Raw genomic sequence first — 25715 nt, forward strand, 5'->3', positions numbered from 1 at the left:
GTCCCTCACGCGATTATGTCGGGAATGATACGATCTTCCAGCTGCTGCATGCGGTCCTTCAGGGTCAGTTTCTTCTTCTTCATGCGCTGGATCTGCAGTGGATCGCAGCCCACCGCGATCATCGCATTGATCGCGGCATCGAAGTCCGTGTGTTCCTGCTTGACCTTTGCAAACTCGAGACGAATCTCGGCCTGTTCCTGTTCCGACATGCTCAACCGTCTGAAGATTGTGAGGCGGGAATCGCCTGCGCGGGCGGGTTCCGGAGCTTCCGCGACCGGCGAGCGCCTCATAACACATTTCGACCTGTCAGGAAATGCTACTACGCTCCATTCGACACGATTGTCGTTCGATGGCAAAGTGTCATGGCGCTGTCACGAAGCGACCTGCGGTGGACGCTCGGGATGGCGCGATCGAGGAACGATGAAGGGAGAATCTATCATGTCTCTTGCATCCCATCTTGCTGAGCTGCAACGGAAGCATGGCAATATCGAACGCGAGATCGACGAGGCTTTGACGCACCCGTCGTGCGATACCCTCGAAATCGCCAAGCTCAAGCGGCGCAAGCTGGCCCTCAAGGACGAGATAGAAAAACTGAGCTCGCCGACGCGACATTAGTCGGCATATAGGCACCGCAACGGTGCTGCACCTGTAGCAAAGCCGATGGCGCCCGCGCCATCGGCAGGTAGTGGTTTTGTCTGCCCGCAAATGCGCATGCGGGCCTACGCCGCATCGAGGATATGCCAGCGCCGCGGCGGCGCTATTCCTCCCAGAACTGATCCAGCCAGATGTTAAGCTTCAGGAACCCCTGGTTGCTGATCGCATAGATACGCCGCGTTCCCTGCGAGCGGGCGCTGACCAGTCCGGTATCCAGCAAGACCTTGAGATGTTGTGAAACGGCGGGCCGCGAGACTGGCAACCCCAGGGCCAGCTCGTTGACGGTCTTCGGCCCGCGCCTCAACTCTTCGAGCAGATGACGGCGATTGGTGTCCGCAATGGCCATGAACGCGTCTGGCTGGGTCATGGTTATTTGTAACCCGCCCGCAGCGAAGTTCAATTGGCTTGTGGCCGGGGCTCGCTTGTGCCGATCGTGTCGTCCGAGGCCGCATGGGCCTCCTGATCGGCGCGCGGATCGAGCAGGCCGGCCTGTGGAGTGACGGCGCGCTCGGACGGCAGGGTCTTGAAGGCCTCGCGATCTTCAAGCGGCACCGGTGCCCGGCGCGTCGTGCGCAGCATCGCATAACCACCGAGCGACAAGTGCGCCAGCGCGGTGGCCAGGAACAGGCTTTCGGGCCGCATCTGCGCCATCAGGAAAGCACCGACCAGCGGGCCGATCATCGTGCCGAAGCCGTAGAGCAGCAGCAGGCCACCCGAAACCTTGACGAAATCCTCCGTGCTTGCGTGATCGTTGGCATGCGCAACGGCGATCGAATAGAGCGTATAGGCGAGCGCGCCGTACGCTGCCGTCAGGACCAGTATGGCAACGCTGGAACGCGGCGCCAGTGCAAAAACCAGAAGCGCGAAGAGGGCCGAACCGAAAGCTGCCGCCGCCAGCACGTAGCGGCGGTCGGTGCGATCCGAGGCGCGGCCGACGGGAAGCTGCGTCACCGCGCCTGCCACGACCACGAGGCTCATCATCAGCGCGATTTCGGCCGTCGATATGCCGACGCGGGCACCGTAGACCGCGCCCAGCGTGCCCCACGCGCCGTTGGCGACACCGACGAGCACGCAGCCCACCGCCGCCACCGGCGAATTGTTGTAAAGCCCCCTGAGATCGAGCTTCACATCTGCAAGCGGTTCCGGCGTCGCAGCAGAGGAGATCGCGGTCGGGATAAGGGATGCGCAGAAGAAGATGCCAGCCACCATGAACAAAGCCGCGCTGACGATTTCGCCTGCGGCCACGATCATCTGGCCGCCCATGATGGAGGCGTAAGTGACCATCATGTAGAGACCGAACACCGTGCCGCGATTGTCGTTGGTCGCTTTTTCGTTCAGCCAGCTCTCGATGATCATGAACGCGCCGGCCATGGTGAAGCCCGTCCCCGCACGCAGCGCGATCCAGGCGTATTCGTCAACCCACAGCCCCGTCAGAAGCGCGATGATGGCGCCGGAAGCGGCAAACACGCCGAAGGACCGCACATGGCCGACCTTGCGCACCAGCCGCGGCGCAAAATAGCAGCCTGCGACGAACCCTCCCGCCCATGCGGTACCGAAGAGTCCCAAAGAAGCGGTCGAAAAACCCTCCGCCTGGCCGCGCAGCGGCAGGAGCAGACCATGGAGGCCCGACGCGGCAAGAAGAAAGGCTGTTCCGCAGAGCAGCGAAAAAATCGGGCGGTATGTCGCGAGCATGTCTCGTCGGCGGCCTTCTTGCTGTGGGTCGTTGATTCGAAGCTAGAACTGAATCAGGCAATTACGTGCCGATATCCGACGGAACGCGAACGATCCACACCTATTCGCGACGAAACAGCGCTTCGGCAGCGAGCCGCGTCGACCCCTTTGCCTGAAGCTCGGCTTCAAGGCGTGCGATTTCACCCCTGAGCTGGTCGATCCTTTCCTCAAGCTCGCCGACCGACAGCAGCGACAGATCCTGTCCGATCTCGTGGACGCGTTTTGGCTTCACCGGTTCGTCGTCGAACAGCGCCATCCTGCTTGTCCTCCCACTTTGCCTTGTGGCCGACAAGTCTACATAAGGGAGGCGGGTCGAGGCAAACGCCCCGGCCACAAATTGACCAGACGCAGGCGAGGCACGCATGGACAAGATTCCGGAAAAAATGACGGCGATAGCGATCGTCGAGCCGGGTGGACCGCTGGTCCTCAAACCCGAGCGACGCGATGTCCCCAAGCCGGGCAATGGCGAAATCCTGATCCGCGTGCGCGCGGCCGGCGTGAACAGGCCCGATGTTGCCCAGCGCAAGGGCACCTACCCGCCCCCGCCGGGCGCATCGGACCTGCCGGGACTTGAGGCAGCCGGAGAGGTCGTCGCCGTCGGATCGGGCGCAAAGCGCTGGCGGGTCGGCGATAACGTCACCGCCCTGACGCCCGGCGGCGGCTACGCCGAATATGTCGCGGTGCACGAGAGCAATGCCCTGCCGGTGCCCCACGGCTTCACGTTCACGGAAGCAGCCGCGCTACCGGAGACCTTCTTCACCGTCTGGCACAATGTCTTCCAACGCGGCGGCCTGCAGCCGGGTGAAAGCTTGCTGGTGCATGGCGGCTCTTCGGGTATCGGCACCACGGCCATCCAGCTCGCATCAAGCTTCGGGTCCGCTGTATTCACCACGGCCGGCTCCGCCGATAAATGCGAGGCATGCGAGAAACTCGGCGCCACCCGCGCGATCAACTACCGGGAGGAGGATTTCGTCGCCGTCATCAAGGAGGCGACCGAGGGCAAGGGCGTCAACGTCATCCTTGACATGGTGGGCGGCGACTATGTCGACCGCAATTATGAGGCCGCTGCCGTCGATGGCCGCATTGTCCAGATCGCCACGTTGGGCGGCCCCAAGGCGCCTGCGAATTTCGCGCGGCTCATGGTCAAGCGCCTGACCCATACCGGTTCCACGCTGCGCCCCCGCGATGTCGCGTTCAAAGGACAGATCGCCGCCGAACTGGAGACGAAGGTGTGGCCGCTCCTTGCCGAACGGCGGATCGCACCCGTCATGGACATGATCTTCCCGCTGAAGGAAGCCTGGCGGGCGCATGAGCGGATTGAGGAAGGCGACCACATCGGCAAGATCGTGCTGGATGTGGCATAGCCCGCCAAACTCGATGGGACCTCGAAATGACTGATCGCCTGTCGCCGCGCCTTCTCACCATCGTCGACGCGCTGCCGCTACGTCCCGGCATGCGCGTGCTGGAAATCGGTTGTGGACCGGGCGCCGCAGCGCGCGAGGTCGCACGCAGGATCGGAATCGGCCACGTGCTGGCCATCGATCGTTCGCGAAAGGCGATCGAGCAGGCCGAGACCGCCTGCCACGACGAGATCACGGCTGGAACCCTCTCACTGCGACAGGTCGCGGCGGAGGATTTCGAGCTTCTCCCTCGTGAAGAAAAATTCGATCTTGCATTCGCCGTGCGCGTCGGCGCGTTCGATGGTCGCCACCCTGCAGCGGGCGAAAAGGCTTTGCCCCGCATCGCGGCAGCCTTGAAGTCTCAGGGTCGGCTCTTGATCGATGGCGGCGATCCACTGCGCGAGCTGCCGTTGCAACGGTAAGCCGGGCCTGTCCTCTGCCTAAGACGTCGGTTCGCATTGCGAAGGACGCCGAATAACGTTATATGCGGGGTGATTTCCCAAATTTGGTGGCTTCGCCCACCGCCCGCGACAGGGACGCGGGCGAACGAGAAGGATTTTATCCATGGCCAACACGCTTCTGATGCCCAAGGCGACAGCCGTCTGGCTCGTCGACAACACCGCGCTGTCGTTCGACCAGATCGCGCAGTTCTGCAAACTCCACCCGCTCGAGGTCAAGGCGATCGCGGACGGCGAGGCCGCGCAGGGCATCAAGGGTCTCGACCCGGTGATGACCGGCCAGCTTTCGCGCGACGAGATCGCCAAGGGCGAGGCGGATGCCGAACATCGTCTCAAGCTCTCCGAGCCGAAGGTGCGCGTGCCCGAATCGAAGCGCCGCACGCCGCGCTACACGCCGCTGTCCAAGCGTCAGGACCGCCCGAACGCGATCCTGTGGCTGGTCAAGAATCACCCGGAACTGAAGGACGCGCAAATCTCGCGCCTCGTCGGCACCACCAAGTCGACCATCGAGCAGATCCGCAACCGCACCCACTGGAACTCGAACAACCTCGTGCCGATGGACCCTGTGACGCTGGGCCTGTGCTCACAGATCGATCTCGACCTCGAAGTGCAGCGCGCTTCGCGCGGCCAGCCTGCGGCGGCGCCGGCCGGCGACACCCTGCTGCCTGCCTCCATGACCGAGTCGCTGGAAGTTGGCGCGGACCGTTCGGCAAAGGACGAGAGCGAAGAGGAACTCGACGCGGATGCCGTTTTCGCCAAGCTGTCTTCGCTCAAGTCGACGACGCAGGACGAAGACGAGGAATAGATCGCCAGATCAGTAGCCGGACAATCGCTTAAGTCGATGTCCGGCTCGCGAGCCTGGTTACGACTGCCCGCGCATCTCCAGGGTGCGGTAGAAATCGGCAAGCTGCTTGCCGCGCTCCGGCCGGAAGGTGCGCCCGGACGGCGTTATATGCGCGATGCGGTCGATGCGGAAGGCGCGGAAATCGTCGCGCAGTTCGCACCACGCAACCAGCGTCCAGACCTTGCCCCAGAACCAGAGGCCTAACGGCCTTATGTCGCGCTGGGACGCCCGCCCGGCTTCGTCGCTGTAATCGATGTTCAGAACGCTGCGCCCGTCCACGGCGCGCTCCAGCAGGTCGATCGACTTGCGCTCGGCCTCGCCCACGACCCAGTCGGGCATGTGGATTTCGGTGCGTGCGATTCGCGCCTTTTCCTGGTCGGGCAGCACGGCGCCGATCTTGACCAGCGCTTCCTCGGCTGCCCGCGCCATGTCGGCGCCGCCAAAGGCCCGAACCATGCGCGCGCCGGCGACCAGCGCGACGATTTCGTCACGCGTGAACATAAGCGGCGGAAGGTCGAAACCTTCCCTCATCAGATAGCCGACGCCGGCTTCTCCATCGATCGGCACACCCGTCGACTGCAGGTCTGCTATGTCGCGGTAGATCGTGCGCTCCGAGACTTCCAGCCGCTCCCCGAGCATGCGCGCGGTCACGAGCCTTCCGCCTCGCAAATGCTGGACGATCTGAAACAAGCGGTCTGCACGGCGCATGGAAAGAAGCCCTCGAACGGATGAATCCGGGAGGCGGACTATGCCAGCAACCTCCTGACAACATAGTGTCAGGAGGTTGTCGGGAGGGAAAGCCGCCGGATCGCATCGTCCGAAACCGTCAGCCGTTGCGGCCAGCCGGCACGCGCTGCCGGTCAGGCAGACCGTCCGGCCAGCCGATGTCCTTGCGCAGATGCGCCGAAAGACCGTCGATGGCGCGGCGCGTGCGTCGGCGTTCGTTGAAGCTGCGGAACTGCGTGACGGCGTCCTCTACGAGCGACAGCAACAGGGGCGTGCGGGGCATGACATAGTCTCCTTTCACCTTGGAAAGAGACAATGACACACCCCTGCGGACAGCCTTGCGTCAGGAGCCTCAGCGACCGGAATGCTGTCAGGCGAAGCGCCTCGCCGCATCCACCGCAAGCCCCAGGCCGACGGCCCCGAAGCGGTCGATCTGGGCGATGCGCGCATGCGGAAAACGGGCAACCGCCGCATCGCGAACCGCGGGCACCTGCGCACCGCCGCCGGTCATCACCACCGTGTCGATGGCCTCCGCAACGACACCCGCATCCACGAGCGCGGCATCGATGGCAATGCCGATTTTCGAAACCAGCTCGCCGGTCGCCTGCGCGAATTCCGCGCGCGAAACAGGCACCTCGAGCGACAGCCCCGGCTCGCGCAACGTTATGACGGCATCCTCGGCATCCGTCAGCTCGATCTTGGCCTTCTCGACCTGCGCGGCCAGCCGATGGCCCGAGCGGTGCGCCAGCAGGTGCTGGTAGATCTCAAGTTTCTCTGGCTCTGCCGCCTCGCGCTTCAACGACTGGATGTCCCGCATCGTTGCCGCCGTATAGAGCTGGTTGATCTTGTGCCAGGTCGCCATGTCGTTGAAGTACCAGACCGGCAGATGGCGCTTGCCGTCGCGCGTGCGGGTGCCGAGACCCATGCGCGGCATCACGCGTGCAATGCTCAACTGGCGGTCGAAATCGGTGCCCCCGACATGAACGCCCGACGTCGAGAGGATGTCGTCGCGTCGGTCGGCCGCGCGGCTGCGCTCCGGCGACAGGCGCAGCACGGAAAAGTCGGACGTGCCGCCCCCGATGTCGACGACGAGCGCGAGCACCTCGGCATTCAGGTCACGTTCGAAGCCCATGGCCGCGGCCACCGGCTCGAACTGGAACTCGATATGCCGAAAGCCTTCCGCCCGCGCGGCCGCCTCAAGCTGATCCTGCGCGGTTCGGTCGGCTTCCGGATTGCCGTCGACGAAGAAGACCGGCCGGCCAAGCACGATATGATCGGGCACGTCGCCGGCCTGAGCCTCGATCCGGGCGCGCAGGTGTCGCAGGAACCGGCCGATCAGCCCCTGGAACGTCATGCGGTCGCGTCCGACCTGCGTGGTTTCCTTCATCAGGCTCGAGCCGAGAACCGACTTGAGCGCGCGCATGAAGCGGCCTTCCGCGCCGTCCATATATTCATGCACCGCCGAGCGGCCGAAATGGACGCTGCCGTCCTCGAGACTGAAGAACAGGGCGGAGGGTATCGTCACCTGCGCGTCTTCGACGGGGATCAGAAACGGATCGCCTCCGGCCGCACACAGGCCGACGGTGGAATTGGTGGTGCCGAAATCGACGCCACAATAATGGGGAGACATCGCAAAACGCCCGCAATGCTTCGCCGAGGGCGACGAAGCGCCAGGGCGAAGGGATGACCGGAAAGGGCGGCCTCTCTACCGCATCGAGGCGCGGATGAGAACCCCTCTTCCACTGCAAACATGCGCTGCGGTCAGACCCCGATGCCCCTGCCCTTCAGCGCCGCCTCGATCTCGTCGAGGATCGCCGGGTCGTCGATCGTGGCCGGCATGGTCCAGCCTTCCTTGTCGGCGATCTTCTGCATTGTACCGCGCAGGATCTTGCCGGATCGCGTCTTCGGCAGCCGCTTGACGGTGACCACGGACTTGAACGCCGCAACCGGACCGATGCGCTCGCGCACCAGTGCGACGATTTCCTTTTCGATCTCCGGCCCCTCCCGCGCCACACCCGCGTTGAGCACGACGAAGCCGCACGGCACCTGTCCCTTCATCGGATCAGCGATGCCGACAACGGCGCATTCGGCAACGTCGGGATGCTCGGCAACGACCTCCTCCATGCCGCCCGTCGACAGGCGATGCCCCGCGACGTTGATGATGTCGTCGGTGCGCGCCATGATGAAGAGGTAGCCGTCCTCGTCGATCAGGCCGGCATCGGCCGTCTTGTAGTAGCCGGGAAACTCGGAAAGGTAGGCGCTGCGGAAGCGATCGTCCGCGTTCCACAGCGTCGGCAGGCAGCCGGGCGGCAGTGGCAGCTTGACGACCACGTTGCCCAGAGTCCCCGTCGGCACCGGGTGCCCGGCATCATCGAGCACCTGAACGTCGAACCCCGGCATCGGCACGGCGGGCGAGCCGTATTTGACCTGCAGAAGCCCGAGCCCGACCGGGTTCTGGCTGATCGGATGGCCGGTCTCGGTCTGCCACCAGTGGTCGATCACCGGCACGCCGAGCTGAGCTTCCGCCCATTTGATGGTTTCCGGATCGGCACGTTCGCCGGCGAGGAACAGGGTCCTGAACGCGGAGAGATCGTATTTCTTGACGAATTCGCCCTTCGGATCCTGCCCCTTGATCGCGCGGAATGCCGTGGGCGCCGTGAACATCGCCGCGACGCCATGTTCGGCGATCACGCGCCAGAAGGTGCCGGCATCGGGCGTACCGACCGGTTTGCCCTCGAAAAGGATCGTGGTGCAGCCGTGAAGCAGGGGCGCATAGACGATGTAGGAATGGCCCACCACCCAGCCGACATCGGAAGCCGCCCAGAACACTTCGCCAGGCTTGACGCCGAATTCGTTCCACATCGACCATTCGAGCGCGACCATGTGGCCGCCATTGTCGCGCACCACGCCCTTGGGCTGGCCGGTGGTGCCGGAGGTGTAGAGCACGTAGAGCGGATCGGTCGCGGCCACCGGCTCGCAGTCGACCCATGCGCCAGTCTTCTTTGCCGCAGTCGTCACTTCGGCCATGTCGAGATCGCGGCCGGGCACGAGATCGCAGGGCTGCTGCTCGCGCTGCAGCACCACGCAATGTTCAACTTTGTGCTTGGCCATGGCGATGGCGCCGTCGAGCAGCGGCTTGTAGGCAACGATGCGGCCGGGCTCGACACCGCAGGATGCCGAGACGATCAGCTTCGGCTGCGCATCGTCGATCCGTGTTGCCAGTTCCTTTGCCGCGAAACCGCCGAAGACGACAGAGTGGACGGCCCCGAGCCGCGCGCAGGCGAGCATCGCGAACACGGCTTCAGCCACCATCGGCATGTAGATGATGACGCGGTCGCCCTTGGCAACACCCTGCTCACGCAGGACGGCAGCAAGCGCAACGACCTCGTCGCGCAACTGCGCATAGGTGAAGCTCTTCTTCGCTCCCGTGATCGGGCTGTCATAGATTAGGGCCGTCTGGTCGGCGCGCCCGCCGTCGACATGACGGTCGAGGACGTTGAAGCAGGTGTTGCAGGTTGCGCCGGTGAACCAGCGGCCATAGACGCCCTGCTCGGCATCGAAGATGCGCTCGGGCGGCGTGAACCAGTCGATCGCCTTGGCTGCTTCCGCCCAGAACGCTTCGGGATCGCTTTTCCAGCCGGCATAAACCTCGTGATAGCGCGACGACAATGCTTCCTCCCCTGGCAGTGCTTGTCGGGCTGTTCTATCCGCCATGGCCTCCTGCCGTCCATCTGACTAAGGAAGCATGGCTGCCCGCACTTTGACAGACGTCAAGGATGCTGCTCAAACGGGCGCGGCGCAATGGCAACGCAACCTGGAACGGCATGAGCAAGATTCTATCGCTGCTGATAGTCGGCCTGATGATCGTTCAGATCATCAAGCCGCTGGGTCTGCCTGGCCTGAAGCGCCGCGCCGACTTCTGGAAGCTGGCGGTCGTTGCGCTCGGCCTGATCGTCGTGACGGCAGGACTCAGCCACGGCGGCTGACCGGACGGTCAGCCTGCGCGGGATGCCTCGAATATACTGTCGATCGCCGAGCCAAGTGCCGCGTCGAACTCGGCATCGCTCTGCTGGGCCGAAAGCCCTTCGGTCAGGGCGCGCGAGAAGCTGGCGATCATGCCCGCATTCTGCTTCAGCTTGGCGTTCGCATCGTCGCGGGAATATCCGCCGGAAAGGGCAACGACCCGCATGACGCGCGGATCGTCGATCAGCGGCTTGTAGAGGTTCGCCTTTGTGGGCAGCGTCAGCTTGAGCATCACCTGCTTGCCGGCCGGCACGCTATCCAGATGCTTCTGGATTTCCGCAAGCAGGATGTCCTCGGCTTCGGCCTTGTCGGCGATCGAGATGGTCACTTCCGGCTCGATGATCGGCACGAGGCCGTGGCCCATGATCTGCCGGCCGACCTCGAACTGCTGGGCAACGACCGCAGCGATCCCTTTCGGATTTGCCGCGTCGATCACCGAGCGCATCTTGGTGCCGAAGACGCCGTTTGCGACGGCACGCTCCAGCAGCGCATCGAGATCCGGCATGGGCTTCATCAGCTTGACGCCGTCCGCCTCGTCGGCGAGGCCCTTGTCGACCTTCAGGAATGGCACGACGCCGCGCTTTTCCCAGAGGTATTTCGCTGTCGGCGTGCCGTCGATGTCGCGATCCATCGTCTGCTCGAACAGGATCGCTCCCATGACCTTGTCGCCAGTAAACGCAGGCGACTTGATGATCCGCGCCCGCATCTGGTGGATGAGATCGAACATCTCGTCATCGTTCGACCATGCGCCCTGCTCGACGCCGTAGAGCTTGAGCGCCTTGGGTGTGGAGCCGCCCGACTGGTCGAGCGCTGCAATGAAACCGTCCTTGGTTGCGGCCTGCTCCGTCATCGCCGCGCTGTTTTCAAGACGTTCGCTCATTCCTGTGCCTCCAGATTATCCTTGGCAGGCCGCTTACCAGATGCGGCCTGAAAGCGGAATGGAGCCGGGTTGGTCGAATCGATTGAAAGCGATTTCAAATGTTTAAGAGGGTTAAGGTGCGTCCTCCGAGGCTCGCTCCGCTCGCACCTCAGGATGAGGGAAGTGTTTGACCGAGCCGCTCACAGTGGACGCGATGGACGTCAACAAATAACCCTCGAACCCACGAGCTCATTGGAGCGTTGCACTACAGTCCTCATCCTGAGGTGCGAACGCAGTGAGCCTCGAAGGACGCACGATCCTACTTCGACAGCGCCACCACGCCCGGCAATTCCTTGCCTTCCATCCATTCGAGGAAGGCGCCACCGGCGGTTGAGACGTAGCTGAAGTCATCGGCAACCCCGGCATGGTTCAGAGCCGAGACCGTATCGCCGCCGCCGGCGACCGAGACCAGCTTGCCAGCCCTGGTCCGGTCGGCCGCGAACTTCGCCGCGGCCACCGTCGCAGCGTCGAACGGCTCGATCTCGAAGGCTCCGAGCGGACCGTTCCAGACCAGCGTCTGCGCCTTTTCGATCCACTGGTTGACCACCTCGACAGTCTTCGGCCCGACATCGAGGATCATCGCATCGGCCGGAACGGCCTCCACGGAAATCGTTTCGTTCGCGGCATTCGCCTTGAATTCCCTGGCCACGACGGCGTCGGTCGGCAGAACGATCGCGCATCCCGCGGTCGCAGCCTCGATCATGATCTGCTTGGCGGTCGGGGCGAGATCGTGTTCGCACAGCGACTTGCCGACATCGGTGCCGCGCGCGGCGAGGAACGTGTTGGCCATGCCGCCGCCGATGACCAGTGCGTCAACCCGTTTGACGAGGTTCATCAGCAGGTCGATCTTGGTCGACACCTTGGCGCCGCCGACGATCGCGACCACCGGCTTCACCGGCTTGCCAAGGCCTTTTTCGAGCGCTTCGAGCTCAGCCTGCATGGTGCGTCCGGCATAGGCCGGCAGCAGGTGCGCGAGGCCCTCGGTCGAGGCATGCGCGCGATGGGCCGCGGAAAAGGCGTCGTTGACGTAGATGTCGCCATTGGCGGCGAGCGCCTTGAAGAAATCGGGATCGTTCTTTTCCTCGCCCTTGTGGAAGCGGGTGTTTTCCAGAAGCAGGATGTCGCCATCGGCGAGGGCCGCAATTGCCTCAGCAGCCTGTTCGCCGATGCAATCGGCGGCAAAGGCCACCTTGCGGCCGATGACGGCTTCCGTCGCCGCGGCAATAGGCTCAAGCGACATTTCCGGGTTGGGCTCGCCCTTCGGGCGGCCGAAATGGGCGAGAAGGATGACCTTCGCGCCCTTGTCTGCCAGTTCGGTGATCGTTGGCGCGACCCGCTCGATGCGGGTCGCGTCAGTTACCTGTCCGTCCTTGACGGGTACGTTGAGGTCGACGCGGACAAGCACCCGCTTGCCCGAAACCTGTGCCTCGTCGAGCGTGCGAAAGCCTGTCATCGTCGTTCCCCGTGCCGCGATCAGATGGTCTTCGCCAGCGCCACGGCCGTGTCGGCCATGCGGTTCGAGAAGCCCCACTCATTGTCGTACCACGACATCACGCGCACCAGGTCGCCTTCGATGACCTTGGTCTGGTCGAGCGCGAAAGTGGACGATGCCGGGTTGTGGTTGAGGTCGATCGAAACCAGCGGCTCGTCGGTGTAGGCGAGGATGCCCTTGAGCGCACCGTCCGCCGCCGCCACCAGCGCCGCGTTCACCTCTTCGACGGTAACCTTGCGCTTCGGCACGAACTTGAAGTCGATGACCGAGACGTTCGGGGTCGGCACGCGGATCGACACGCCGTCGAGCTTGCCCTTGAGTTCCGGCAGAACGAGGCCGACGGCCTTGGCCGCACCGGTCGAGGTCGGGATCATCGACACCGCTGCCGCGCGGGCGCGGTAGAGGTCCTTGTGCATCGTGTCGAGCGTCGGCTGGTCGCCCGTGTAGGCGTGAACCGTCGTCATGAAGCCCTTTTCGATGCCGAAGGCGTCATTGAGGACCTTGGCGACCGGCGCGAGGCAGTTGGTGGTGCAGGAAGCGTTGGAGATCACGACATGCTCGCTCGTGAGCTTGTCGTGGTTCACGCCGTAGACCACCGTCAGGTCGGCACCATCGGCCGGTGCTGAAACGATGACGCGCTTGGCGCCGGCGGTCAGGTGCGCGGACGCTTTCTCCTTGGAGGTGAAGATGCCCGTGCACTCAAGCACGATATCCACATCCAGTTCGCCCCACGGCAGCTTGGAGGGGTCGCGCTCGGCGAAGACCTTGAAGGAGTCGGAACCGACGGAGATCGTGTCACCATCGACCTTCACCTCAGACGGGAACTTGCCATGCACGCTGTCGTAGCGCAGCAGGTGTGCGTTGGTCTCCACCGGCCCGAGATCGTTGATGGCAACGACGTCGATGTCCTTGCGGCCGCTCTCATAGATGGCGCGGACGATGTTCCGGCCGATGCGGCCAAATCCGTTAACTGCGACTTTTACGGTCATGAGGCGGTCTCCCAGGAGGCTTCGAAAGCGTGTTTCGGCGGCATGGCGCAAGGCCCGCCGCCAAGGCAGCGCTTCCATAGCGGCGCGGCGCGGAAGAATCCAGCGTCAGCCGGGATAAAACCGATTAGCACAGAACAGGCGCGGTGCGCCTGCCCCAGCTCAGGCGCACGCGAGCCGCTTTTCGACGGCCTCGACCGCGGCGTCGGCAGTAATGCCGAAGTGCTTGTAGAGATCCTCGATCTTGCCGCTGGCGCCGAAGCCGCTCATGCCGACAAAAAGCCCGTCGGAACCGATAATCGCGTCCCAACCCTGCCGCACGCCGGCCTCGATCGCGATCTTGACCGACGCATTGCCAATCAAACCGGTCCGATACTCGTCGCTCTGCGCAGCAAAGATTTCCATGCACGGCACGGAAACGACCCGTGTCCGGTGACCGCGTTTCTCGAGTTCGGCGCGAGCGGCGAGCGCAATCTCGACTTCCGAGCCGGTCGCAAAGATCGTCACGGCTGCATCGCCATTGGTTCCGGCGAGTTCATAGGCACCGCGAGCAGAAAGGTTCTCGACCGCATGCTCGGTGCGCACCGTCGGCAGGTTCTGCCGGGTCAGCGCCAGCGTGGACGGCGTCTTGGTGGATTCAAGCGCGATCTGCCAGCACTCGGCCGCCTCGACAGCATCGGCCGGACGCATGACGTAATGGTTCGGGATCGCGCGCAGTGCGGCCAGATGCTCGACAGGCTGATGGGTCGGCCCGTCTTCGCCAAGACCGATGGAATCGTGGGTCATCACGAATATGGACCGGATGCCCATCAGCGATGCCAGACGCATCGCCGGCCGCGCATAATCCGAGAAGGTGAGGAAGGTGCCGCCGTAAGGAATGACGCCGCCATGCAGCGTCATACCGTTCATGGCGGCTGCCATGCCATGCTCACGAATGCCGTAATAGACGTAACGGCCGGAATAGTCGCCCGGCTTGATCGGCGAGGTTTGGCTGGTCTTGGTGTTGTTGGAGCCGGTGAGATCCGCCGAGCCACCGATGGTTTCGGTGACCAGGGCGTTGATGACTTCAAGCGCCATTTCTGACGACTTGCGGGTCGCGACCTTGGGTTTGTCTTCGACCAGCTTCTTCTTGTAGTCGACGATGAGCTGGTCGAAACCCTGCGGCAGGTCGCCGCGCATGCGCCGTTCGAACTCGGCGCGCGTGGACGCGTCGGCGGCGCAAAGCCGCTTTTCCCATTCCTTGCGCTCCTTGGCAGCGCGCAGCCCGGCAACACGCCAGGCATCCAGAACATCGGATGGCACCACGAAGGGCTCCGCATCCCAGCCCAGCGCCTTGCGCGCGCCGGCAATCTCTTCCGCACCCAGCGGCGAACCGTGCGCCTTGTTGGTGCCGGCGCGCGTCGGCGCGCCATAGCCGATCGTCGTCTTGGCGGCGATCAGCGTCGGCCGATCCGACTTGCGGGCCGCCTCGATCGCGGCAGCGATCGCATCCGGGTTGTGGCCATCGACGCGCGTCGTGTTCCAGCCGGAGGCTTCGAAACGCTTGCACTGGTCGGTGGAGTCGGACAGCGAGATCGCGCCGTCGATGGAGATGTTGTTGTCGTCCCAGATGACGATCAGCTTGTTCAGCTTCAAATGGCCCGCAAGCGAGATCGCCTCCTGGCTGATACCTTCCATCAGGCAGCCGTCGCCGGCCAGCACATAGGTATAGTGATCGACGAGGTCGTCGCCGAAGCGCGCATTCATGATGCGCTCCGCAAGCGCCATGCCGACCGAATTGGCAAGGCCCTGGCCAAGCGGCCCGGTGGTGGTCTCGATGCCGGCAGCGTGGCCCCATTCCGGATGGCCGGCGGTGCGCCAGCCGAGCTGGCGGAAATGCTTGATCTGCTCGAGGTCGATGTCCTCGTAGCCGGTCAGGTAGAGCAGCGAATAGAGAAGCATCGAACCGTGGCCGGCCGACAGCACGAAGCGGTCGCGATCGGCCCAGTCAGGCTTCTGCGGATCGTAGGACAGATAGCGGGAGAACAGCACGGTCGCGATATCGGCCGCGCCCATGGGCAGGCCGGGATGGCCCGAATTGGCCTTTTCGACTGCATCCATGGAAAGGAAACGGATCGCATTGGCCATGCGGTCGTGCATTTCGCGTGTGGTCATGATCGCTCGCTTGTCGTCCCGCGCAAGAAAAGGGCCGGATACGGCCCGGAAAGCGAGGGGACACATAGCAGGCGCGCGCCCCGAGTCAACGTTGACAGGGCTTCTGTCCGCAGGCTTGCAGCGCTTTCCCGTTCCTTGCGAGTGCGTTTAAAGGGGATAGTCGCGAGCGCCGCGTTGACGCCCGCTTCGCACGCTGCCTAATGTTTCACGGCTAACGCGCTGGGAAAGCGCGCGATTCGGCACCACCTCAGGGGCTGGAACGGATACCATGACCGGGGAAGCGACCCTCAAGGAAGTAATTGCCCGCCTCGGGAAGGCGATCGAGACGCTCGAAGATGCGGTTTCCGCACGATTCGAGCGTGAGCAGGAATATGGCGATGCCGAAGCCGAAGTGCAGCGCATGAACGCCGACCGAGCCCGCCTCGCTCAGGAACTCGATAGTTCTGAAGCCCGCGCCGAACGGCTGGAAGAAGCCAACAAGGAGGTCTCGCGCCGGCTAGTGGCAGCGATGGAGACCATCCGCGCGGTACTCGACAGGTAAAGGACAGGCCCATGGCGCAGGTGACGGTGACGATCGACGGCAAGTCCTACCGCATGGCCTGCGATGAAGGGCAGGAAGAACACCTGACCGATCTGGCGACGCGCTTCGACCGCTATGTCTCCCACCTCAAGGGATCTTTCGGAGAAATCGGTGACCAGCGCCTGACCGTGATGGCCGGCATCATGGTGATGGACGAACTTGCCGAATTGCAGAAGCGCATGAAAGGCATGGAGAGCGAGATCGCCACGCTGCGCAAGACGCGCGACGACGCACTGACCAAGGCAGATAAGAACGATGCGGCGCTTACTGGAGCGTTAGCAAACCTGGCCGAACGCATGGAAGGCCTTGCCGCCAAGCTCAATGCCGACGGCCTGCCCGCCTGAGCCAATCTCGGATCAGCCAGTCGAAAGATCGACCGCAGGCATTGCGCGGATAGCCTCTTAAGGCCGCCGATCTCAGAACCCCTGGAAGAGCATATCGAGCGCGGCGGTGATTTTGTCGCCTTCTGCAGATAGATCGCCGCGCGGTTCAGTGAGAATGCTGGTCGGCACCGTTGCAATCAGATGCGTAGCCATAACGACATCGTCGCCTCCGATTTCGAAGACAGGGTGCAAACGGGCGATTGCGGGCGGCATCCGCTTTGCCGGCATCAATGGCACAACAACCCGCGTCCGCGCGATATCGATCAGCTCAGACTGGACGTCCAGAAGATATCCGGCCTTGCCGGGTTGTGCGAATACCTGGAACCGCGCCATCAGAACTGACGATATTCAGACAGCGGAATACCGTTCTCCTCGACCCAGCGGTTCCAGCTTTCGAGCGCCCCGCGGTTCTCTTCCTTCCAAAGTCGTTCCTTTTCCTGGCGCACCGCATCCGAAATTCCAGCTTCGGCGGCACGGGAAATATTGACCGACAGCGCCTTCGCTTCCGCAAGCACGTGGGCGTCGATTGACAGGTTTGCTGCCTTACGGATCGAGGGGGCTTCATTCTTCATCGTGCGCGTCCTAAATTGTGCGCACATATTATGCGCATAAAAGCGCGCAAAGTCACCCCTCGATCTCCTCCCGCAGCATCTCCAACTCCAGCCATTCCTCTTCCATGGTGGAGAGGCCGGCCCGCAGGCCTTCGAGCTGTCCCGCAACCTTCGAAAAGCCGTCAGGGTCCTTTGTGTAGAAGGCGGGATCCGACATCCTGTCTTCAAGAGCAGCGATCTTGCCCTCGGTTTCCGCAATCTGCTTGGGAAGGTTTTCGAGCGCGAATTTCTGTTTGTAGGAGAGCTTGCGTACGGATGCCCGAGACTCGTTCCCGACAGGTTCCTTCTTCTCGCGCGGCTCCTTCTTCGCGGCACGCGCGCGGTCCTGCAGTGCCTGCCCGCCGCGCTGCGCCAGCATGTCGGAATATCCGCCGGCATATTCGATCCAGCGCCCCTCACCGTCAGGGGCAATCACGCTCGTAACCGTTCGGTCCAGGAAGTCGCGGTCGTGGCTGACGAGAAGCACGGTTCCCGGATAGCCGGAAACCAGCTCCTGCAGCAGATCGAGCGTTTCCATGTCGAGGTCGTTGGTCGGCTCGTCAAGCACCAGCAGATTGGCAGGCCGTGCCAGGATGCGCGCCAGCACCAGCCGCGCCCGCTCCCCGCCGGAAAGCTCGCGCACGGGTGTCCGCGCCTGCTCCGGCTTGAACAGGAAGTCCTTCATGTAGGAAACGACATGCTTTTCTTCGCCATTGACCACGAGGCTGTCACCCCGGCCGTCGGTGAGATAGTGAGCCAGCGTTTCCGATGGGTCGAGTTCGCGCTTCTGGTCGAGAGCGGCGATCTCCAGATTGGCCCCAAGCCGCACGCTGCCGGCATCCGGCTCCAGCGTACCGATCAGCATCTTCAGGAGTGTGGTCTTCCCGGCTCCATTTGGTCCGACGAGGCCTACCCTGTCGCCCCGCTGGATGCGCGTCGAGAAATCCTGCACGACAGCGCGATCCCCAAAACTCTTGGCGATATTGCGGGCTTCGATGACCAGCTTGCCGGACTCCGCACCCTCGGCTGCGGACATCGAGGCGATACCCTCGGGGCCACGCCTGCCACGAAACCGCTCGCGCATCGAATGGAGCTCGCCGAGCCGGCGCATGTTGCGCTTGCGCCGCGCGGTCACGCCATAGCGCAGCCAGTGCTCCTCGCGCTCGATCTGGCGGCCGAGCTTGTGCTGCTCCAGCTCCTCCTCCTCCAGGAGCCGGTCGCGCCATTCCTCGAAATGCGCGAACCCCTTGTCGAGCCGCCGCGTGGTACCGCGATCCAGCCACACTGTCGCCCGGGACACGCGTTCCAGAAACCGCCTGTCATGCGAGATCATGATGAGCGCCGACTTCGTGCGCTGCAGTTCGCCCTCCAGCCATTCGATGGTGGCCAGGTCGAGGTGGTTCGTCGGCTCGTCGAGCAGCAGAATGTCGGGTTCCGGCGCCATGACGCGGGCGAGCGCGGCACGCCGCGCCTCGCCGCCGGAAAGCGTGCCCGGCCGCTCGTCGCCCGAAAGCCCGAGGCTTTCGATCAGATAGGTGGCGCGATACGAATCGTCTGCCGGCCCCAGGCCGGCCTCGACATAGGCGAGCACACTCGCGTAGCCGTCCATATCGGGCTCCTGCGGCAGATAGCGCACAGTCGCTGTCGGCTGCCGGAAAATCTCGCCGTCCTGCGGCTCGACCATGCCGGCCGCGATCTTGAGCAGTGTCGATTTGCCCGATCCGTTGCGACCCACAAGCGCAATCTTCTCGCCGGAAGATGCCGAGAGCGAAGCGCCGTCGAGCAGCGGAGTGCCGCCGAAGGTCAGCCGAATGCCGTCAAGGGTAAGAAGCGGTGGAGCCATCGTCACATGCGGAAATAGGAAACAGGATGGGCGATCAGAAGGGCGCGACCGGACTGGAGCGTCACGCTCAGGTCGCCCCGCACTTCATTCGAGAGGGTCAACGACGAGCCGAAAGGAACCGTTCGGTCGGAAAGCGGCCATTTCGCACCGGATAGCGTAAGCCCTTCGAGGTCGGAGAACGGCAACACGCTGAACAGCGTCCCGTCCTCGTAATCGAAGCGCCTTGTAATGCCCGGCAACACGGGCGTTCCTTCCTGCTGACCACTGGTCAAAAGGCACTGTGTGCCCCCTTCGGCCAGCCGCAAAGCGGCCGCAAGATGCAGGAAGGCGTGATCGGCACGCGCGCCGCCGAACGCACCGACGAGGATAAGCTCGTCAGCGCCACGGGCCAGCGCGGCATCGATGGCGATTTCACCGTCGGTCTTGTCCTTGTCGGCCGGGAATATCTCGGTCGGCACGTCGCCATGGGCCTGCCTCAACCCGTCGTCGACGGAATCGAAATCGCCCGTCCACAATTCCGGAACGATGCCAAGCACGCTTGCGTGGCGGATGCCGGAATCGGCGGCGATCACCCGGGTGTGCTCGAGTTGGCCGGCAAGCCGGGGCGTGGCGACGAGGTCGCCGCCAAGAAGGATGGCGAAGCGGGTCATGCGCGTCGCCTCTATCACGCGAGCCCAATGAAGCGAAAGCGCCTTGCATCGCGTCTGCCAAACAATCGCTTGCCTAGCCTTGCCCGCAGCCCTATTTCTGGAACCGCTCTAACGGGGTGCCGGACGCGAACCATGCGGACCGGCTGAGAGGCATGAGGGGCAACCCTGCCAACCCGCTGAACCTGATCCGGCTCATACCGGCGGAGGGATTAGACGCTGCAGCCAAAGCGCCTGATTTCCCTTGAAACACAAGCCAAGGAGGCGCCCGATGCGCGACCGTTTTCTCATCATCCTCACCGCTTCTCTGGGTCTCGCCGCCATGCCGGCCGCAGCTCAGGAAAAGCTGACCGTCTATACCTATGAGAGCTTTACCGCCTCATGGGGTCCCGGCCCGGTCGTCGAGAAAACGTTCGAGGCAGAATGCGGCTGCGACCTGGAATTCGTTGCGGTGGCCGACGGCGTGGCGCTTCTGAACCGTCTCAAGCTCGAAGGCAGCGGCACGCAGGCCGATATCGTTCTGGGGCTGGACACCAATCTTACGCACGAAGCGCGCGAGACAGGCCTGTTCGCGCTACACGGCATTTCGCTCGAACGCGTTGATGTACCGGGCGGCTGGGACGACGACATGTTCGTGCCGTTCGACTATGGCTACTTCGCCTTTGTCTACGACACCGAGGCGATCGCGACGCCCCCCGCAAGCCTGAAGGAACTGGTCGAAGGCGACCCTGAGGAGAAGATCGTCATCCAGGACCCGCGCACCTCGACGCCCGGGCTCGGCCTGCTTTTGTGGGTGAAAGCTGTCTACGGCGACGACGCGCAGGCCGCCTGGGAGAAGCTCGGCCAGCGCGTGCTGACGGTAACGCCCGGCTGGAGCGAGGCCTACGGCCTGTTCACCAGCGGCGAGGCGGGAATGGTCCTTTCCTACACGACATCGCCCGCCTATCACGAGATTGCCGAGGACAGCCAGCGTTACAAAGCAGCAAGTTTCGAGGAGGGACACTACCTGCAGGTCGAGGTGGCGGGCGCAACGATCAAGGGCGCGGAGAACCCGCTGACCACCCAGTTCCTCGAATTCATGACCAGACCTGGTTTCCAGGATGCGATCCCCGAGACCAATTGGATGTTCCCGGCCGGCGAAACCTCAGGACCGCTCAACCCGGTCTTCGACACTCTCGTCGAGCCTTCCAAAACGCTCGCGTTCACGCCCGAGCAGGTCGCCCAGAACCGACAGCGCTGGATCGACGAGTGGCTTGCCGTGATGAGCCGCTGAACTCTCAATGACGCGCGATCGCCGCATTCTGGCAGGCATTTCCGCTCTAGCGGCGATCGCGGTGTTGATCGGCGGGGCCTTTGCGGGCCTCGCGTGGGAAGCATTCTCAGACTGGTCGGGCGCGCTTTCCGCATTCAATGCCTACCTCCTGCGGATCGTTCGTTTCACCTTGTGGCAGGCGGTTCTTTCGACGGTTCTTTCCGTCGTGCCGGCGATGCTCGTTGCGCGAGCGCTTGCGCGCCACCCCGCCTTTCCCGGCCGCAGCTTGATCCTGCGCATGTTTGCGCTGCCGCTGGCGCTGCCCGCCATCGTCGCAGCACTCGGCGTTCTGGCGCTGCTAGGCCGCGCGGGGCTTTTCGCCGATGTCCTTACCGCCGCGACCGGTGCGCGCTGGCAGGGCATTTACGGACTTTCGGGAATTCTGGTCGCTCATGTCTTCTTCAACCTGCCCCTGGCGACGCGGCTGTTCCTGCAGGCGCTCGAAACCATTCCTGCCGACCAGTGGCGACTTGTGGCTCAACTGGGCATCGGCGCCCGAACCGGCTTCCGGCTCATAGAATGGCCTGTGCTGCGCGCTGCATTGCCGGGGATCGCGGGCCTTGTCTTCATGCTCTGCGTAACCTCCTTCACCATCGTGCTGACGCTGGGCGGCGGCCCGCGTGCAACGACGCTGGAGGTGGCGATCTACCAGGCACTGCGCTTCGATTTCGACCCCGCCCGTGCGGTGACATTGACGGCGTTGCAGATCGTCCTCACGGCGGCAGTCGTAGCGGTACTGATCCGGCTCGGGGCAAACATGACGGGCGACGCGAACCTTCCGGTCGCCCCCCGCCGACCCGTCGTGGCTGGAAAGTTCGAGCGGGTCGCCAATGGCGCACTCATCCTTGCGGCCCTGCTCTTCGTTGCCGGGCCGCTTGCCGCGACCGTCATCGCAGGCTTGCGCGCAGACCTTGCGCGGCTGGCGGCAGACCCGGCCGTGCATGCTGCCACCATGACCAGCCTTCTGCTGGCGCTTATCGCCGCCTTGCTTTCCGTTGCGCTGTCGCTGGCACTCACCATGGCCCGGCGTGCGGTGGAATTGCGCAGATCGTCTTCAGGATCACCGTCCCTGCTTGAGCGTATGCTGGATACCGGTGCCGGCTTCGTCCTCGTCGTGCCGCCCATAGTCGTCGGCGCCGGCTGGTTCATCCTGCTTCGCCAGACCGGCAATGTCTTTGCGGTCGCCCCCATCATGGTGATAACCGTCAACGCCGTAATGGCGATGCCTTTTGCAATCCGGGCGATCAGACCCGCCTACGACGCGGCCAGCGCACGCCACGAAAGGCTGTGCGCCTCACTCGGCATTTCGGGCGTCAACCGCTTCCGCCTGGTGGATTGGCCATCCATCCGCCGCCCGATGTTGATGGCGCTCGCCTTCGCCATGGCGCTGTCGCTTGGCGATCTCGGGGTGATTGCCCTGTTCGGCTCCGATTCTGTGCAGACCCTGCCCTATCTGCTGCTGGCGCGTATGGGCAGCTACCGAACCGAAGATGCCGCAGGGCTTGCGCTTTTTCTTGGCATCCTTTGCCTCCTCCTGATGATGCTTGTCGACAACGCGAGGAGAAGCCGGTGAGTGGTGCCGCAGTCCGGCTCGATGACGTGGTTTTCAGCTACGGCGAGACCTCGATGGCCTTCGACCTCGCTGTCGGGGCGGGTTCCATCGTCGCTGTGATGGGACCGAGCGGTTCGGGAAAATCGACGCTGCTCAACCTTGTAGCGGGCTTCGAGACGCCGGCCTCCGGCCATGTGCTGATAGGTGATCTCGATGCAACGACCTTGCCACCGGCCCGACGTTCCGTTTCCATGATCTTCCAGGAGAACAATCTCTTTGCCCATCTGGACGTAGCCAGCAATGTCGGCCTCGGACGATCGGCGGCACTCCGCCTGTCGCCCAGGGATCGCGAGGACGTCGCTGCCGCTCTTGCCCGCACAGGGCTGACCGGCAAGGAACGGCGCCTGCCCGCCGAACTGTCTGGCGGAGAACGCCAGCGCGTGGCGCTTTCTCGCGTGTTGGTGCGCGATCGGCCGGTGCTGCTGCTCGACGAACCATTTGCCTCGCTCGGGCCCGCCTTGCGCCGCGAGATGCTGGAACTGGTGCGCGAACTGCACGCAGAACGGGGCATGACGATCATGATGATTACACACCACCCGGACGACGCCGAAGCGCTCGCCGACCATGTCGCTTTCATCGAAGACGGAAAAGTCGCTGCCTACGCAGCAGCGGAAAAGATGTTCTCGGACAATGCGCCTGCGGCATTCAGGGCTTACATCGGAGCTTGACAGCCCGCTTGCCGATGTCCCTGCCCGGAAGCCGACACAATTCCCGGTCAAATCCCGCAAACTGAAGGGCGTGGCTTGTTTCCGTACCGGGACTCTGGCTTAGCTCGTTTGCAACCCTTTTGCCTCTATTCCGTTTCTGAAGCATCGAATTCGATGAAAGGACAACGAGCTGTCCACGCCAATGCAGGATAAGTTGAAGCTCCGGTCCCAAACCGGACCGGGCTGCGCTCTGCGGCGCGGTGTGATCTTGCTCGGCCTGATTTCTTCGCTTGCAGGCTGCCAGGTGCTCGAAGGCGCGACCGGCAACAGCGACGCGTTCCAGCCCTCTGCCAATCCCGTTACCGTCGATACGGTCACCCGAAACGACCGCATGGCGGCGATCGCGCGCGAGCAGCATCCGCGCATTCTCGCGACATATGGCGGTGAATATTCTGATCGCAAGTTGGAGCGTATGGTCGCCAGGGTCGTCGGCACACTGACGCTCGACCCCGAAAACCCGAACCAGACCTACCAGATCACCATACTGAATTCGCCCAACATCAACGCCTTCGCTCTGCCGGGAGGCTATCTCTACGTGACGCGCGGACTGCTGGCGCTCGCCAACGATTCGGCCGAGCTTGCCGCCGTGCTGGCGCACGAAATGGCGCATGTGACCGCAAATCACGGCATCCAGCGCCAACAGAAGGAAGCCGAAGAGGTTCTGGCCTCGCAGGTGGTCAACGACGTTCTTGGCAGCGATCCCGCCGCACGGGTGGCTCTTGTGCGCGGCAAGCTGCGGCTTGCGCAATTCTCCCGCAATCAGGAGCTCGAAGCAGACGCAATCGGTATCCGTGCAATCGCGCGCGCCGGCTACGATCCTTTTGCCTCGGCACGGTTCCTGCAGTCGATGGCTTCCTACAGCGCATCGCGCAACGTGACGGGTGCCGTCGACGAGAACCTCGACTTTCTGGCGAGCCACCCGACTGCGCCACAGCGCATAGAGCTCGCGCTTCGGCACGCCCGTCAGTACGGAGCGCCGGGTACGGGCACGCGCGACCGCGACCAGTTCCTGGAAGGCCTTGACGGCATGCTGTTCGGCGACACGCCGGAAGAAGGCTTCGTGCGTGGGCTGACCTTCATGCACCCGAAACTTGGCGTGGCATTTTCGGTGCCCGAGGGCTTCGTGATCGACAACACGGCGGCAGCCGTAACCGCCGCGGGGCCGGGCGATGTCGCCATTCGCTTCGATGGCGTGTCGATCGATCGGCGCGTTTCGCTCGCCGACTATGTACGCAGCGGCTGGGTCGCGGGCCTCGACACCTCAAGCATCCGGCAGACCACAATCAACGGCAACGAGGCTGTTTCCGCCCGCGCAAGCGCCGAAGGCTGGCAGTTCGACGTGACCGTGATCCGTGCCGCAGGTGAGGTCTATCGCCTACTGACCGCAGCACCGGCAGCCAGCACCGCCCTCGATGCCATAGCGAGCCAGGTCGGCAGCAGCTTCCGCACGCTGACTGCAGCCGAAAAAGCATCGCTGCGTCCGCTTCGCGTCCGGGTGGTTACGGTCCGCGCAGGACAGACGGTGGCGACCCTTGCCGCCCAGATGCAGGGTGTCGATCGGAAGATGGACATGTTCCGGCTCATCAATGCCATGAGTTCCGGCGCGACGGTGTCGGCCGGCAGCAAGGTGAAGATCATCACCGACAGGTAAGGCTTATCTCGGGTCTCAGGCTGCGCTGCGAACCACTGCTGGATCGATATTCACCAGTGCCGTACGCAGCTTTTCAAGCGCGCGGCCTTCGATCTGGCGCACACGCTCCTTGGAGATGCCGAGCTTCTCGCCCAGCGCCTCCAGCGTTGCACCCTCATCGCGCAGCCTGCGCTCACGGATGATACGCAATTCGCGCGGATTGAGCGTTGCCAAAGCCTGGCTCAGCCATTGCGCACGCCGCTCCTCATCAATGCGAGAACCCACGACTTCGTCGGGGAGCGGCTGGTCGGAAACGAGAAAATCCATCCGTTCGGAACCGGTATCGCCGTCAGCCGCAACGGGTGCGTTCAGCGACGTATCGGGACCGGACAAGCGTGCGTCCATCGTCGCGACGTCGGCCGCCGCGATGCCAAGTGCTGCCGAAATCTCGTTATAGAGCGCGTCGTTCGACAGCATGCGCGAATCCTGCGCCAGCCGCGCACGAAGACGACGCAGATTGAAGAATAAAGCCTTTTGGGCGGATGACGTGCCGCCGCGCACGATCGACCAGTTGCGCAGGATGAAGTCCTGCATCGACGCGCGGATCCACCATGTGGCGTAGGTCGAGAAGCGCACCTCGCGTTCCGGTTCGAAACGGGCAGCCGCCTCCAGCAGGCCGACATGACCTTCCTGAATGAGATCGCTCATGGAGAGGCCGAAATGACGGAATTTCGAAGCCATGGAGATCACGAGCCTCATATGGGCAACCGCTATGCGGTGAAGAGCCTGCTGATCGCCCTTCTCCTTCCAGCGCAGGGCGAGCTCATGCTCCTCCTCGCGCGCCAGATAGGGCGCTCGCATCGCCTCACGGATCATGCTTCGCTTTGCTGGATCGTCCATGTCACGCTCCCGAACAAGGAATACGCGTCACCGGCCGTAAAAGTTCCATCTGGCTATATTAGAAGTTAGCTCGTGTCGTCGCCAGCCGCGTGCGGCTTGTGGCAGCGCACAAAGACGTGAGCGG

Annotated in this window: 28 protein-coding genes and 1 riboswitch; of the genes, 11 read left to right on the plus strand and 17 right to left on the minus strand. The window is 63.6% G+C overall.

Annotated elements, in window-relative coordinates; translation table 11 throughout:
* Nucleotides 1–5: 5 nt before the first annotated feature.
* Nucleotides 6–209: a YdcH family protein gene (locus ACVJNE_RS18305; RefSeq protein ID WP_173194639.1), complete on the minus strand. Its 204-nt coding sequence runs from the start codon at nt 207–209 to the stop codon at nt 6–8.
* Nucleotides 210–438: 229 nt separating this feature from the next.
* On the opposite strand from ACVJNE_RS18305, the gene ACVJNE_RS18310 reads away from it, so the two are divergent.
* The gene (locus ACVJNE_RS18310) at nt 439–615 is read left to right on the plus strand and encodes a YdcH family protein (RefSeq protein ID WP_499567898.1); all 177 of its coding nucleotides are present in this window, start codon (nt 439–441) and stop codon (nt 613–615) included.
* Nucleotides 616–757: 142 nt separating this feature from the next.
* Here the strand turns inward: ACVJNE_RS18310 and ACVJNE_RS18315 are convergent, their stop codons facing one another.
* From ACVJNE_RS18315 to ACVJNE_RS18325, 3 genes are all read right to left on the minus strand, one after another.
* On the minus strand, nt 758–1021 hold the full coding sequence (locus ACVJNE_RS18315) for an ArsR/SmtB family transcription factor (protein ID WP_173194641.1): 264 nt from the start codon (nt 1019–1021) through the stop codon (nt 758–760).
* Nucleotides 1022–1050: 29 nt separating this feature from the next.
* A complete protein-coding gene (locus ACVJNE_RS18320) occupies nt 1051–2346 on the minus strand; it encodes an MFS transporter (protein ID WP_499567900.1) in 1296 nt (431 codons plus the stop codon).
* Nucleotides 2347–2446: 100 nt separating this feature from the next.
* Entirely contained in the window at nt 2447–2641 is a 195-nt protein-coding gene (locus ACVJNE_RS18325; protein ID WP_499567902.1) for a DUF1192 domain-containing protein, read from the minus strand.
* A 106-nt stretch (nt 2642–2747) separates the two neighbouring features.
* On the opposite strand from ACVJNE_RS18325, the gene ACVJNE_RS18330 reads away from it, so the two are divergent.
* From ACVJNE_RS18330 to ACVJNE_RS18340, 3 genes are all read left to right on the plus strand, one after another.
* Nucleotides 2748–3749, plus strand: a complete 1002-nt coding sequence (locus ACVJNE_RS18330; RefSeq protein ID WP_499567904.1) for an NAD(P)H-quinone oxidoreductase — start codon at nt 2748–2750, stop codon at nt 3747–3749.
* Between the two features lie 26 nt (nt 3750–3775).
* Nucleotides 3776–4207 carry an SAM-dependent methyltransferase gene (locus ACVJNE_RS18335; protein ID WP_499567906.1) on the plus strand — a complete coding sequence of 144 codons (432 nt, stop codon included), beginning with the start codon at nt 3776–3778 and terminating at the stop codon, nt 4205–4207.
* Nucleotides 4208–4349: 142 nt separating this feature from the next.
* Complete coding sequence (locus ACVJNE_RS18340) at nt 4350–5048, plus strand: DUF1013 domain-containing protein (RefSeq protein ID WP_499567908.1); 699 nt, start codon at nt 4350–4352, stop codon at nt 5046–5048.
* A gap of 57 nt (nt 5049–5105) precedes the next feature.
* Here the strand turns inward: ACVJNE_RS18340 and ACVJNE_RS18345 are convergent, their stop codons facing one another.
* The 4 genes from ACVJNE_RS18345 to ACVJNE_RS18360 form a co-directional block, all read right to left on the minus strand.
* A complete protein-coding gene (locus ACVJNE_RS18345) occupies nt 5106–5795 on the minus strand; it encodes a helix-turn-helix transcriptional regulator (RefSeq protein WP_499567910.1) in 690 nt (229 codons plus the stop codon).
* Between the two features lie 118 nt (nt 5796–5913).
* Nucleotides 5914–6096, minus strand: a complete 183-nt coding sequence (locus tag ACVJNE_RS18350) for a YjiS-like domain-containing protein (protein WP_368803387.1) — start codon at nt 6094–6096, stop codon at nt 5914–5916.
* A gap of 87 nt (nt 6097–6183) precedes the next feature.
* The gene (locus tag ACVJNE_RS18355; protein WP_499567912.1) at nt 6184–7443 is read right to left on the minus strand and encodes an Hsp70 family protein; all 1260 of its coding nucleotides are present in this window, start codon (nt 7441–7443) and stop codon (nt 6184–6186) included.
* Nucleotides 7444–7574: 131 nt separating this feature from the next.
* The gene (locus tag ACVJNE_RS18360) at nt 7575–9482 is read right to left on the minus strand and encodes a propionyl-CoA synthetase (protein ID WP_499568138.1); all 1908 of its coding nucleotides are present in this window, start codon (nt 9480–9482) and stop codon (nt 7575–7577) included.
* Nucleotides 9483–9637: 155 nt separating this feature from the next.
* On the opposite strand from ACVJNE_RS18360, the gene ACVJNE_RS18365 reads away from it, so the two are divergent.
* Nucleotides 9638–9799, plus strand: coding sequence for a hypothetical protein (locus ACVJNE_RS18365; protein ID WP_421927013.1), 162 nt, complete (start codon nt 9638–9640; stop codon nt 9797–9799).
* Between the two features lie 8 nt (nt 9800–9807).
* Here ACVJNE_RS18365 and ACVJNE_RS18370 read toward each other — a convergent pair whose 3' ends face one another.
* The 4 genes from ACVJNE_RS18370 to tkt form a co-directional block, all read right to left on the minus strand.
* A complete protein-coding gene (locus tag ACVJNE_RS18370; protein ID WP_499567914.1) occupies nt 9808–10716 on the minus strand; it encodes a fructose bisphosphate aldolase in 909 nt (302 codons plus the stop codon).
* Nucleotides 10717–11014: 298 nt separating this feature from the next.
* Nucleotides 11015–12208, minus strand: coding sequence for a phosphoglycerate kinase (locus ACVJNE_RS18375; protein WP_499567916.1), 1194 nt, complete (start codon nt 12206–12208; stop codon nt 11015–11017).
* A 20-nt stretch (nt 12209–12228) separates the two neighbouring features.
* Entirely contained in the window at nt 12229–13236 is a 1008-nt protein-coding gene (gap, locus tag ACVJNE_RS18380; RefSeq protein WP_421927018.1) for a type I glyceraldehyde-3-phosphate dehydrogenase, read from the minus strand.
* Nucleotides 13237–13395: 159 nt separating this feature from the next.
* The gene (gene tkt, locus ACVJNE_RS18385) at nt 13396–15387 is read right to left on the minus strand and encodes a transketolase (protein WP_499567918.1); all 1992 of its coding nucleotides are present in this window, start codon (nt 15385–15387) and stop codon (nt 13396–13398) included.
* A 268-nt stretch (nt 15388–15655) separates the two neighbouring features.
* Between tkt and ACVJNE_RS18390 the strand changes: the two genes are divergently transcribed.
* Nucleotides 15656–15928: a DUF4164 domain-containing protein gene (locus ACVJNE_RS18390; protein ID WP_173194649.1), complete on the plus strand. Its 273-nt coding sequence runs from the start codon at nt 15656–15658 to the stop codon at nt 15926–15928.
* An 11-nt stretch (nt 15929–15939) separates the two neighbouring features.
* Nucleotides 15940–16311 (plus strand): cell division protein ZapA, encoded by a 372-nt coding sequence (locus tag ACVJNE_RS18395; protein ID WP_173194650.1) that lies wholly within the window; start codon nt 15940–15942, stop codon nt 16309–16311.
* 72 nt (nt 16312–16383) lie between these two features.
* Here ACVJNE_RS18395 and ACVJNE_RS18400 read toward each other — a convergent pair whose 3' ends face one another.
* From ACVJNE_RS18400 to ACVJNE_RS18415, 4 genes are read right to left on the minus strand one after another with little or no spacing between them, the layout of a single operon-like run.
* Complete coding sequence (locus ACVJNE_RS18400) at nt 16384–16683, minus strand: CcdB family protein (RefSeq protein ID WP_499567921.1); 300 nt, start codon at nt 16681–16683, stop codon at nt 16384–16386.
* Nucleotides 16683–16922, minus strand: a complete 240-nt coding sequence (locus ACVJNE_RS18405) for a type II toxin-antitoxin system CcdA family antitoxin (protein WP_499567923.1) — start codon at nt 16920–16922, stop codon at nt 16683–16685. Before ACVJNE_RS18405 ends, ACVJNE_RS18400 begins: the two co-directional genes overlap by 1 nt.
* A gap of 52 nt (nt 16923–16974) precedes the next feature.
* Nucleotides 16975–18783: an ABC-F family ATP-binding cassette domain-containing protein gene (locus ACVJNE_RS18410; RefSeq protein WP_499567925.1), complete on the minus strand. Its 1809-nt coding sequence runs from the start codon at nt 18781–18783 to the stop codon at nt 16975–16977.
* A 2-nt stretch (nt 18784–18785) separates the two neighbouring features.
* Nucleotides 18786–19433 carry a thiamine diphosphokinase gene (locus ACVJNE_RS18415; RefSeq protein ID WP_499567927.1) on the minus strand — a complete coding sequence of 216 codons (648 nt, stop codon included), beginning with the start codon at nt 19431–19433 and terminating at the stop codon, nt 18786–18788.
* 102 nt (nt 19434–19535) lie between these two features.
* Nucleotides 19536–19659, plus strand: a riboswitch (TPP riboswitch).
* Nucleotides 19660–19701: 42 nt separating this feature from the next.
* Between ACVJNE_RS18415 and thiB the strand changes: the two genes are divergently transcribed.
* The 4 genes from thiB (at nt 19702) to ACVJNE_RS18435 (ending at nt 24712) form a co-directional block, all read left to right on the plus strand.
* Nucleotides 19702–20703 (plus strand): thiamine ABC transporter substrate binding subunit, encoded by a 1002-nt coding sequence (gene thiB / locus ACVJNE_RS18420; protein ID WP_499567929.1) that lies wholly within the window; start codon nt 19702–19704, stop codon nt 20701–20703.
* A 7-nt stretch (nt 20704–20710) separates the two neighbouring features.
* A complete protein-coding gene (gene thiP / locus ACVJNE_RS18425; RefSeq protein WP_499567931.1) occupies nt 20711–22315 on the plus strand; it encodes a thiamine/thiamine pyrophosphate ABC transporter permease in 1605 nt (534 codons plus the stop codon).
* On the plus strand, nt 22312–23022 hold the full coding sequence (gene thiQ / locus ACVJNE_RS18430) for a thiamine ABC transporter ATP-binding protein (protein ID WP_499567933.1): 711 nt from the start codon (nt 22312–22314) through the stop codon (nt 23020–23022). The genes thiP and thiQ overlap by 4 nt, the downstream gene beginning before the upstream one ends.
* Nucleotides 23023–23203: 181 nt before the next feature.
* Entirely contained in the window at nt 23204–24712 is a 1509-nt protein-coding gene (locus tag ACVJNE_RS18435; RefSeq protein ID WP_368803373.1) for a M48 family metalloprotease, read from the plus strand.
* A gap of 15 nt (nt 24713–24727) precedes the next feature.
* Here the strand turns inward: ACVJNE_RS18435 and ACVJNE_RS18440 are convergent, their stop codons facing one another.
* Nucleotides 24728–25591 carry an RNA polymerase factor sigma-32 gene (locus ACVJNE_RS18440; protein WP_499567935.1) on the minus strand — a complete coding sequence of 288 codons (864 nt, stop codon included), beginning with the start codon at nt 25589–25591 and terminating at the stop codon, nt 24728–24730.
* Between the last annotated feature and the right edge of the window lie 124 nt (nt 25592–25715).

It is taken from the genome of Mesorhizobium sp. DxT (genome assembly GCF_058448885.1).

What these genes read in the sequence shown, in the direction of transcription:
- ACVJNE_RS18390 (WP_173194649.1), top strand. Translation starts at nt 15,656, where the DNA reads ATGACCGGGGAAGCGACCCTCAAGGAAGTAATTGCCCGCCTCGGGAAG.
- ACVJNE_RS18330 (WP_499567904.1), top strand. Translation starts at nt 2,748, where the DNA reads ATGGACAAGATTCCGGAAAAAATGACGGCGATAGCGATCGTCGAGCCG.
- ACVJNE_RS18435 (WP_368803373.1), top strand. Translation starts at nt 23,204, where the DNA reads ATGCAGGATAAGTTGAAGCTCCGGTCCCAAACCGGACCGGGCTGCGCT.
- ACVJNE_RS18325 (WP_499567902.1), bottom strand. Translation starts at nt 2,641, where the DNA reads ATGGCGCTGTTCGACGACGAACCGGTGAAGCCAAAACGCGTCCACGAG.
- ACVJNE_RS18440 (WP_499567935.1), bottom strand. Translation starts at nt 25,591, where the DNA reads ATGGACGATCCAGCAAAGCGAAGCATGATCCGTGAGGCGATGCGAGCG.
- ACVJNE_RS18370 (WP_499567914.1), bottom strand. Translation starts at nt 10,716, where the DNA reads ATGAGCGAACGTCTTGAAAACAGCGCGGCGATGACGGAGCAGGCCGCA.
- ACVJNE_RS18340 (WP_499567908.1), top strand. Translation starts at nt 4,350, where the DNA reads ATGGCCAACACGCTTCTGATGCCCAAGGCGACAGCCGTCTGGCTCGTC.
- tkt (WP_499567918.1), bottom strand. Translation starts at nt 15,387, where the DNA reads ATGACCACACGCGAAATGCACGACCGCATGGCCAATGCGATCCGTTTC.
- ACVJNE_RS18315 (WP_173194641.1), bottom strand. Translation starts at nt 1,021, where the DNA reads ATGACCCAGCCAGACGCGTTCATGGCCATTGCGGACACCAATCGCCGT.
- ACVJNE_RS18305 (WP_173194639.1), bottom strand. Translation starts at nt 209, where the DNA reads ATGTCGGAACAGGAACAGGCCGAGATTCGTCTCGAGTTTGCAAAGGTC.
- ACVJNE_RS18365 (WP_421927013.1), top strand. Translation starts at nt 9,638, where the DNA reads ATGAGCAAGATTCTATCGCTGCTGATAGTCGGCCTGATGATCGTTCAG.
- ACVJNE_RS18350 (WP_368803387.1), bottom strand. Translation starts at nt 6,096, where the DNA reads ATGCCCCGCACGCCCCTGTTGCTGTCGCTCGTAGAGGACGCCGTCACG.
- ACVJNE_RS18405 (WP_499567923.1), bottom strand. Translation starts at nt 16,922, where the DNA reads ATGAAGAATGAAGCCCCCTCGATCCGTAAGGCAGCAAACCTGTCAATC.
- ACVJNE_RS18310 (WP_499567898.1), top strand. Translation starts at nt 439, where the DNA reads ATGTCTCTTGCATCCCATCTTGCTGAGCTGCAACGGAAGCATGGCAAT.
- thiB (WP_499567929.1), top strand. Translation starts at nt 19,702, where the DNA reads ATGCGCGACCGTTTTCTCATCATCCTCACCGCTTCTCTGGGTCTCGCC.
- ACVJNE_RS18335 (WP_499567906.1), top strand. Translation starts at nt 3,776, where the DNA reads ATGACTGATCGCCTGTCGCCGCGCCTTCTCACCATCGTCGACGCGCTG.
- ACVJNE_RS18400 (WP_499567921.1), bottom strand. Translation starts at nt 16,683, where the DNA reads ATGGCGCGGTTCCAGGTATTCGCACAACCCGGCAAGGCCGGATATCTT.
- ACVJNE_RS18355 (WP_499567912.1), bottom strand. Translation starts at nt 7,443, where the DNA reads ATGTCTCCCCATTATTGTGGCGTCGATTTCGGCACCACCAATTCCACC.
- ACVJNE_RS18320 (WP_499567900.1), bottom strand. Translation starts at nt 2,346, where the DNA reads ATGCTCGCGACATACCGCCCGATTTTTTCGCTGCTCTGCGGAACAGCC.
- ACVJNE_RS18395 (WP_173194650.1), top strand. Translation starts at nt 15,940, where the DNA reads ATGGCGCAGGTGACGGTGACGATCGACGGCAAGTCCTACCGCATGGCC.
- thiP (WP_499567931.1), top strand. Translation starts at nt 20,711, where the DNA reads ATGACGCGCGATCGCCGCATTCTGGCAGGCATTTCCGCTCTAGCGGCG.
- ACVJNE_RS18410 (WP_499567925.1), bottom strand. Translation starts at nt 18,783, where the DNA reads ATGGCTCCACCGCTTCTTACCCTTGACGGCATTCGGCTGACCTTCGGC.
- ACVJNE_RS18345 (WP_499567910.1), bottom strand. Translation starts at nt 5,795, where the DNA reads ATGCGCCGTGCAGACCGCTTGTTTCAGATCGTCCAGCATTTGCGAGGC.
- ACVJNE_RS18415 (WP_499567927.1), bottom strand. Translation starts at nt 19,433, where the DNA reads ATGACCCGCTTCGCCATCCTTCTTGGCGGCGACCTCGTCGCCACGCCC.
- ACVJNE_RS18375 (WP_499567916.1), bottom strand. Translation starts at nt 12,208, where the DNA reads ATGACAGGCTTTCGCACGCTCGACGAGGCACAGGTTTCGGGCAAGCGG.
- gap (WP_421927018.1), bottom strand. Translation starts at nt 13,236, where the DNA reads ATGACCGTAAAAGTCGCAGTTAACGGATTTGGCCGCATCGGCCGGAAC.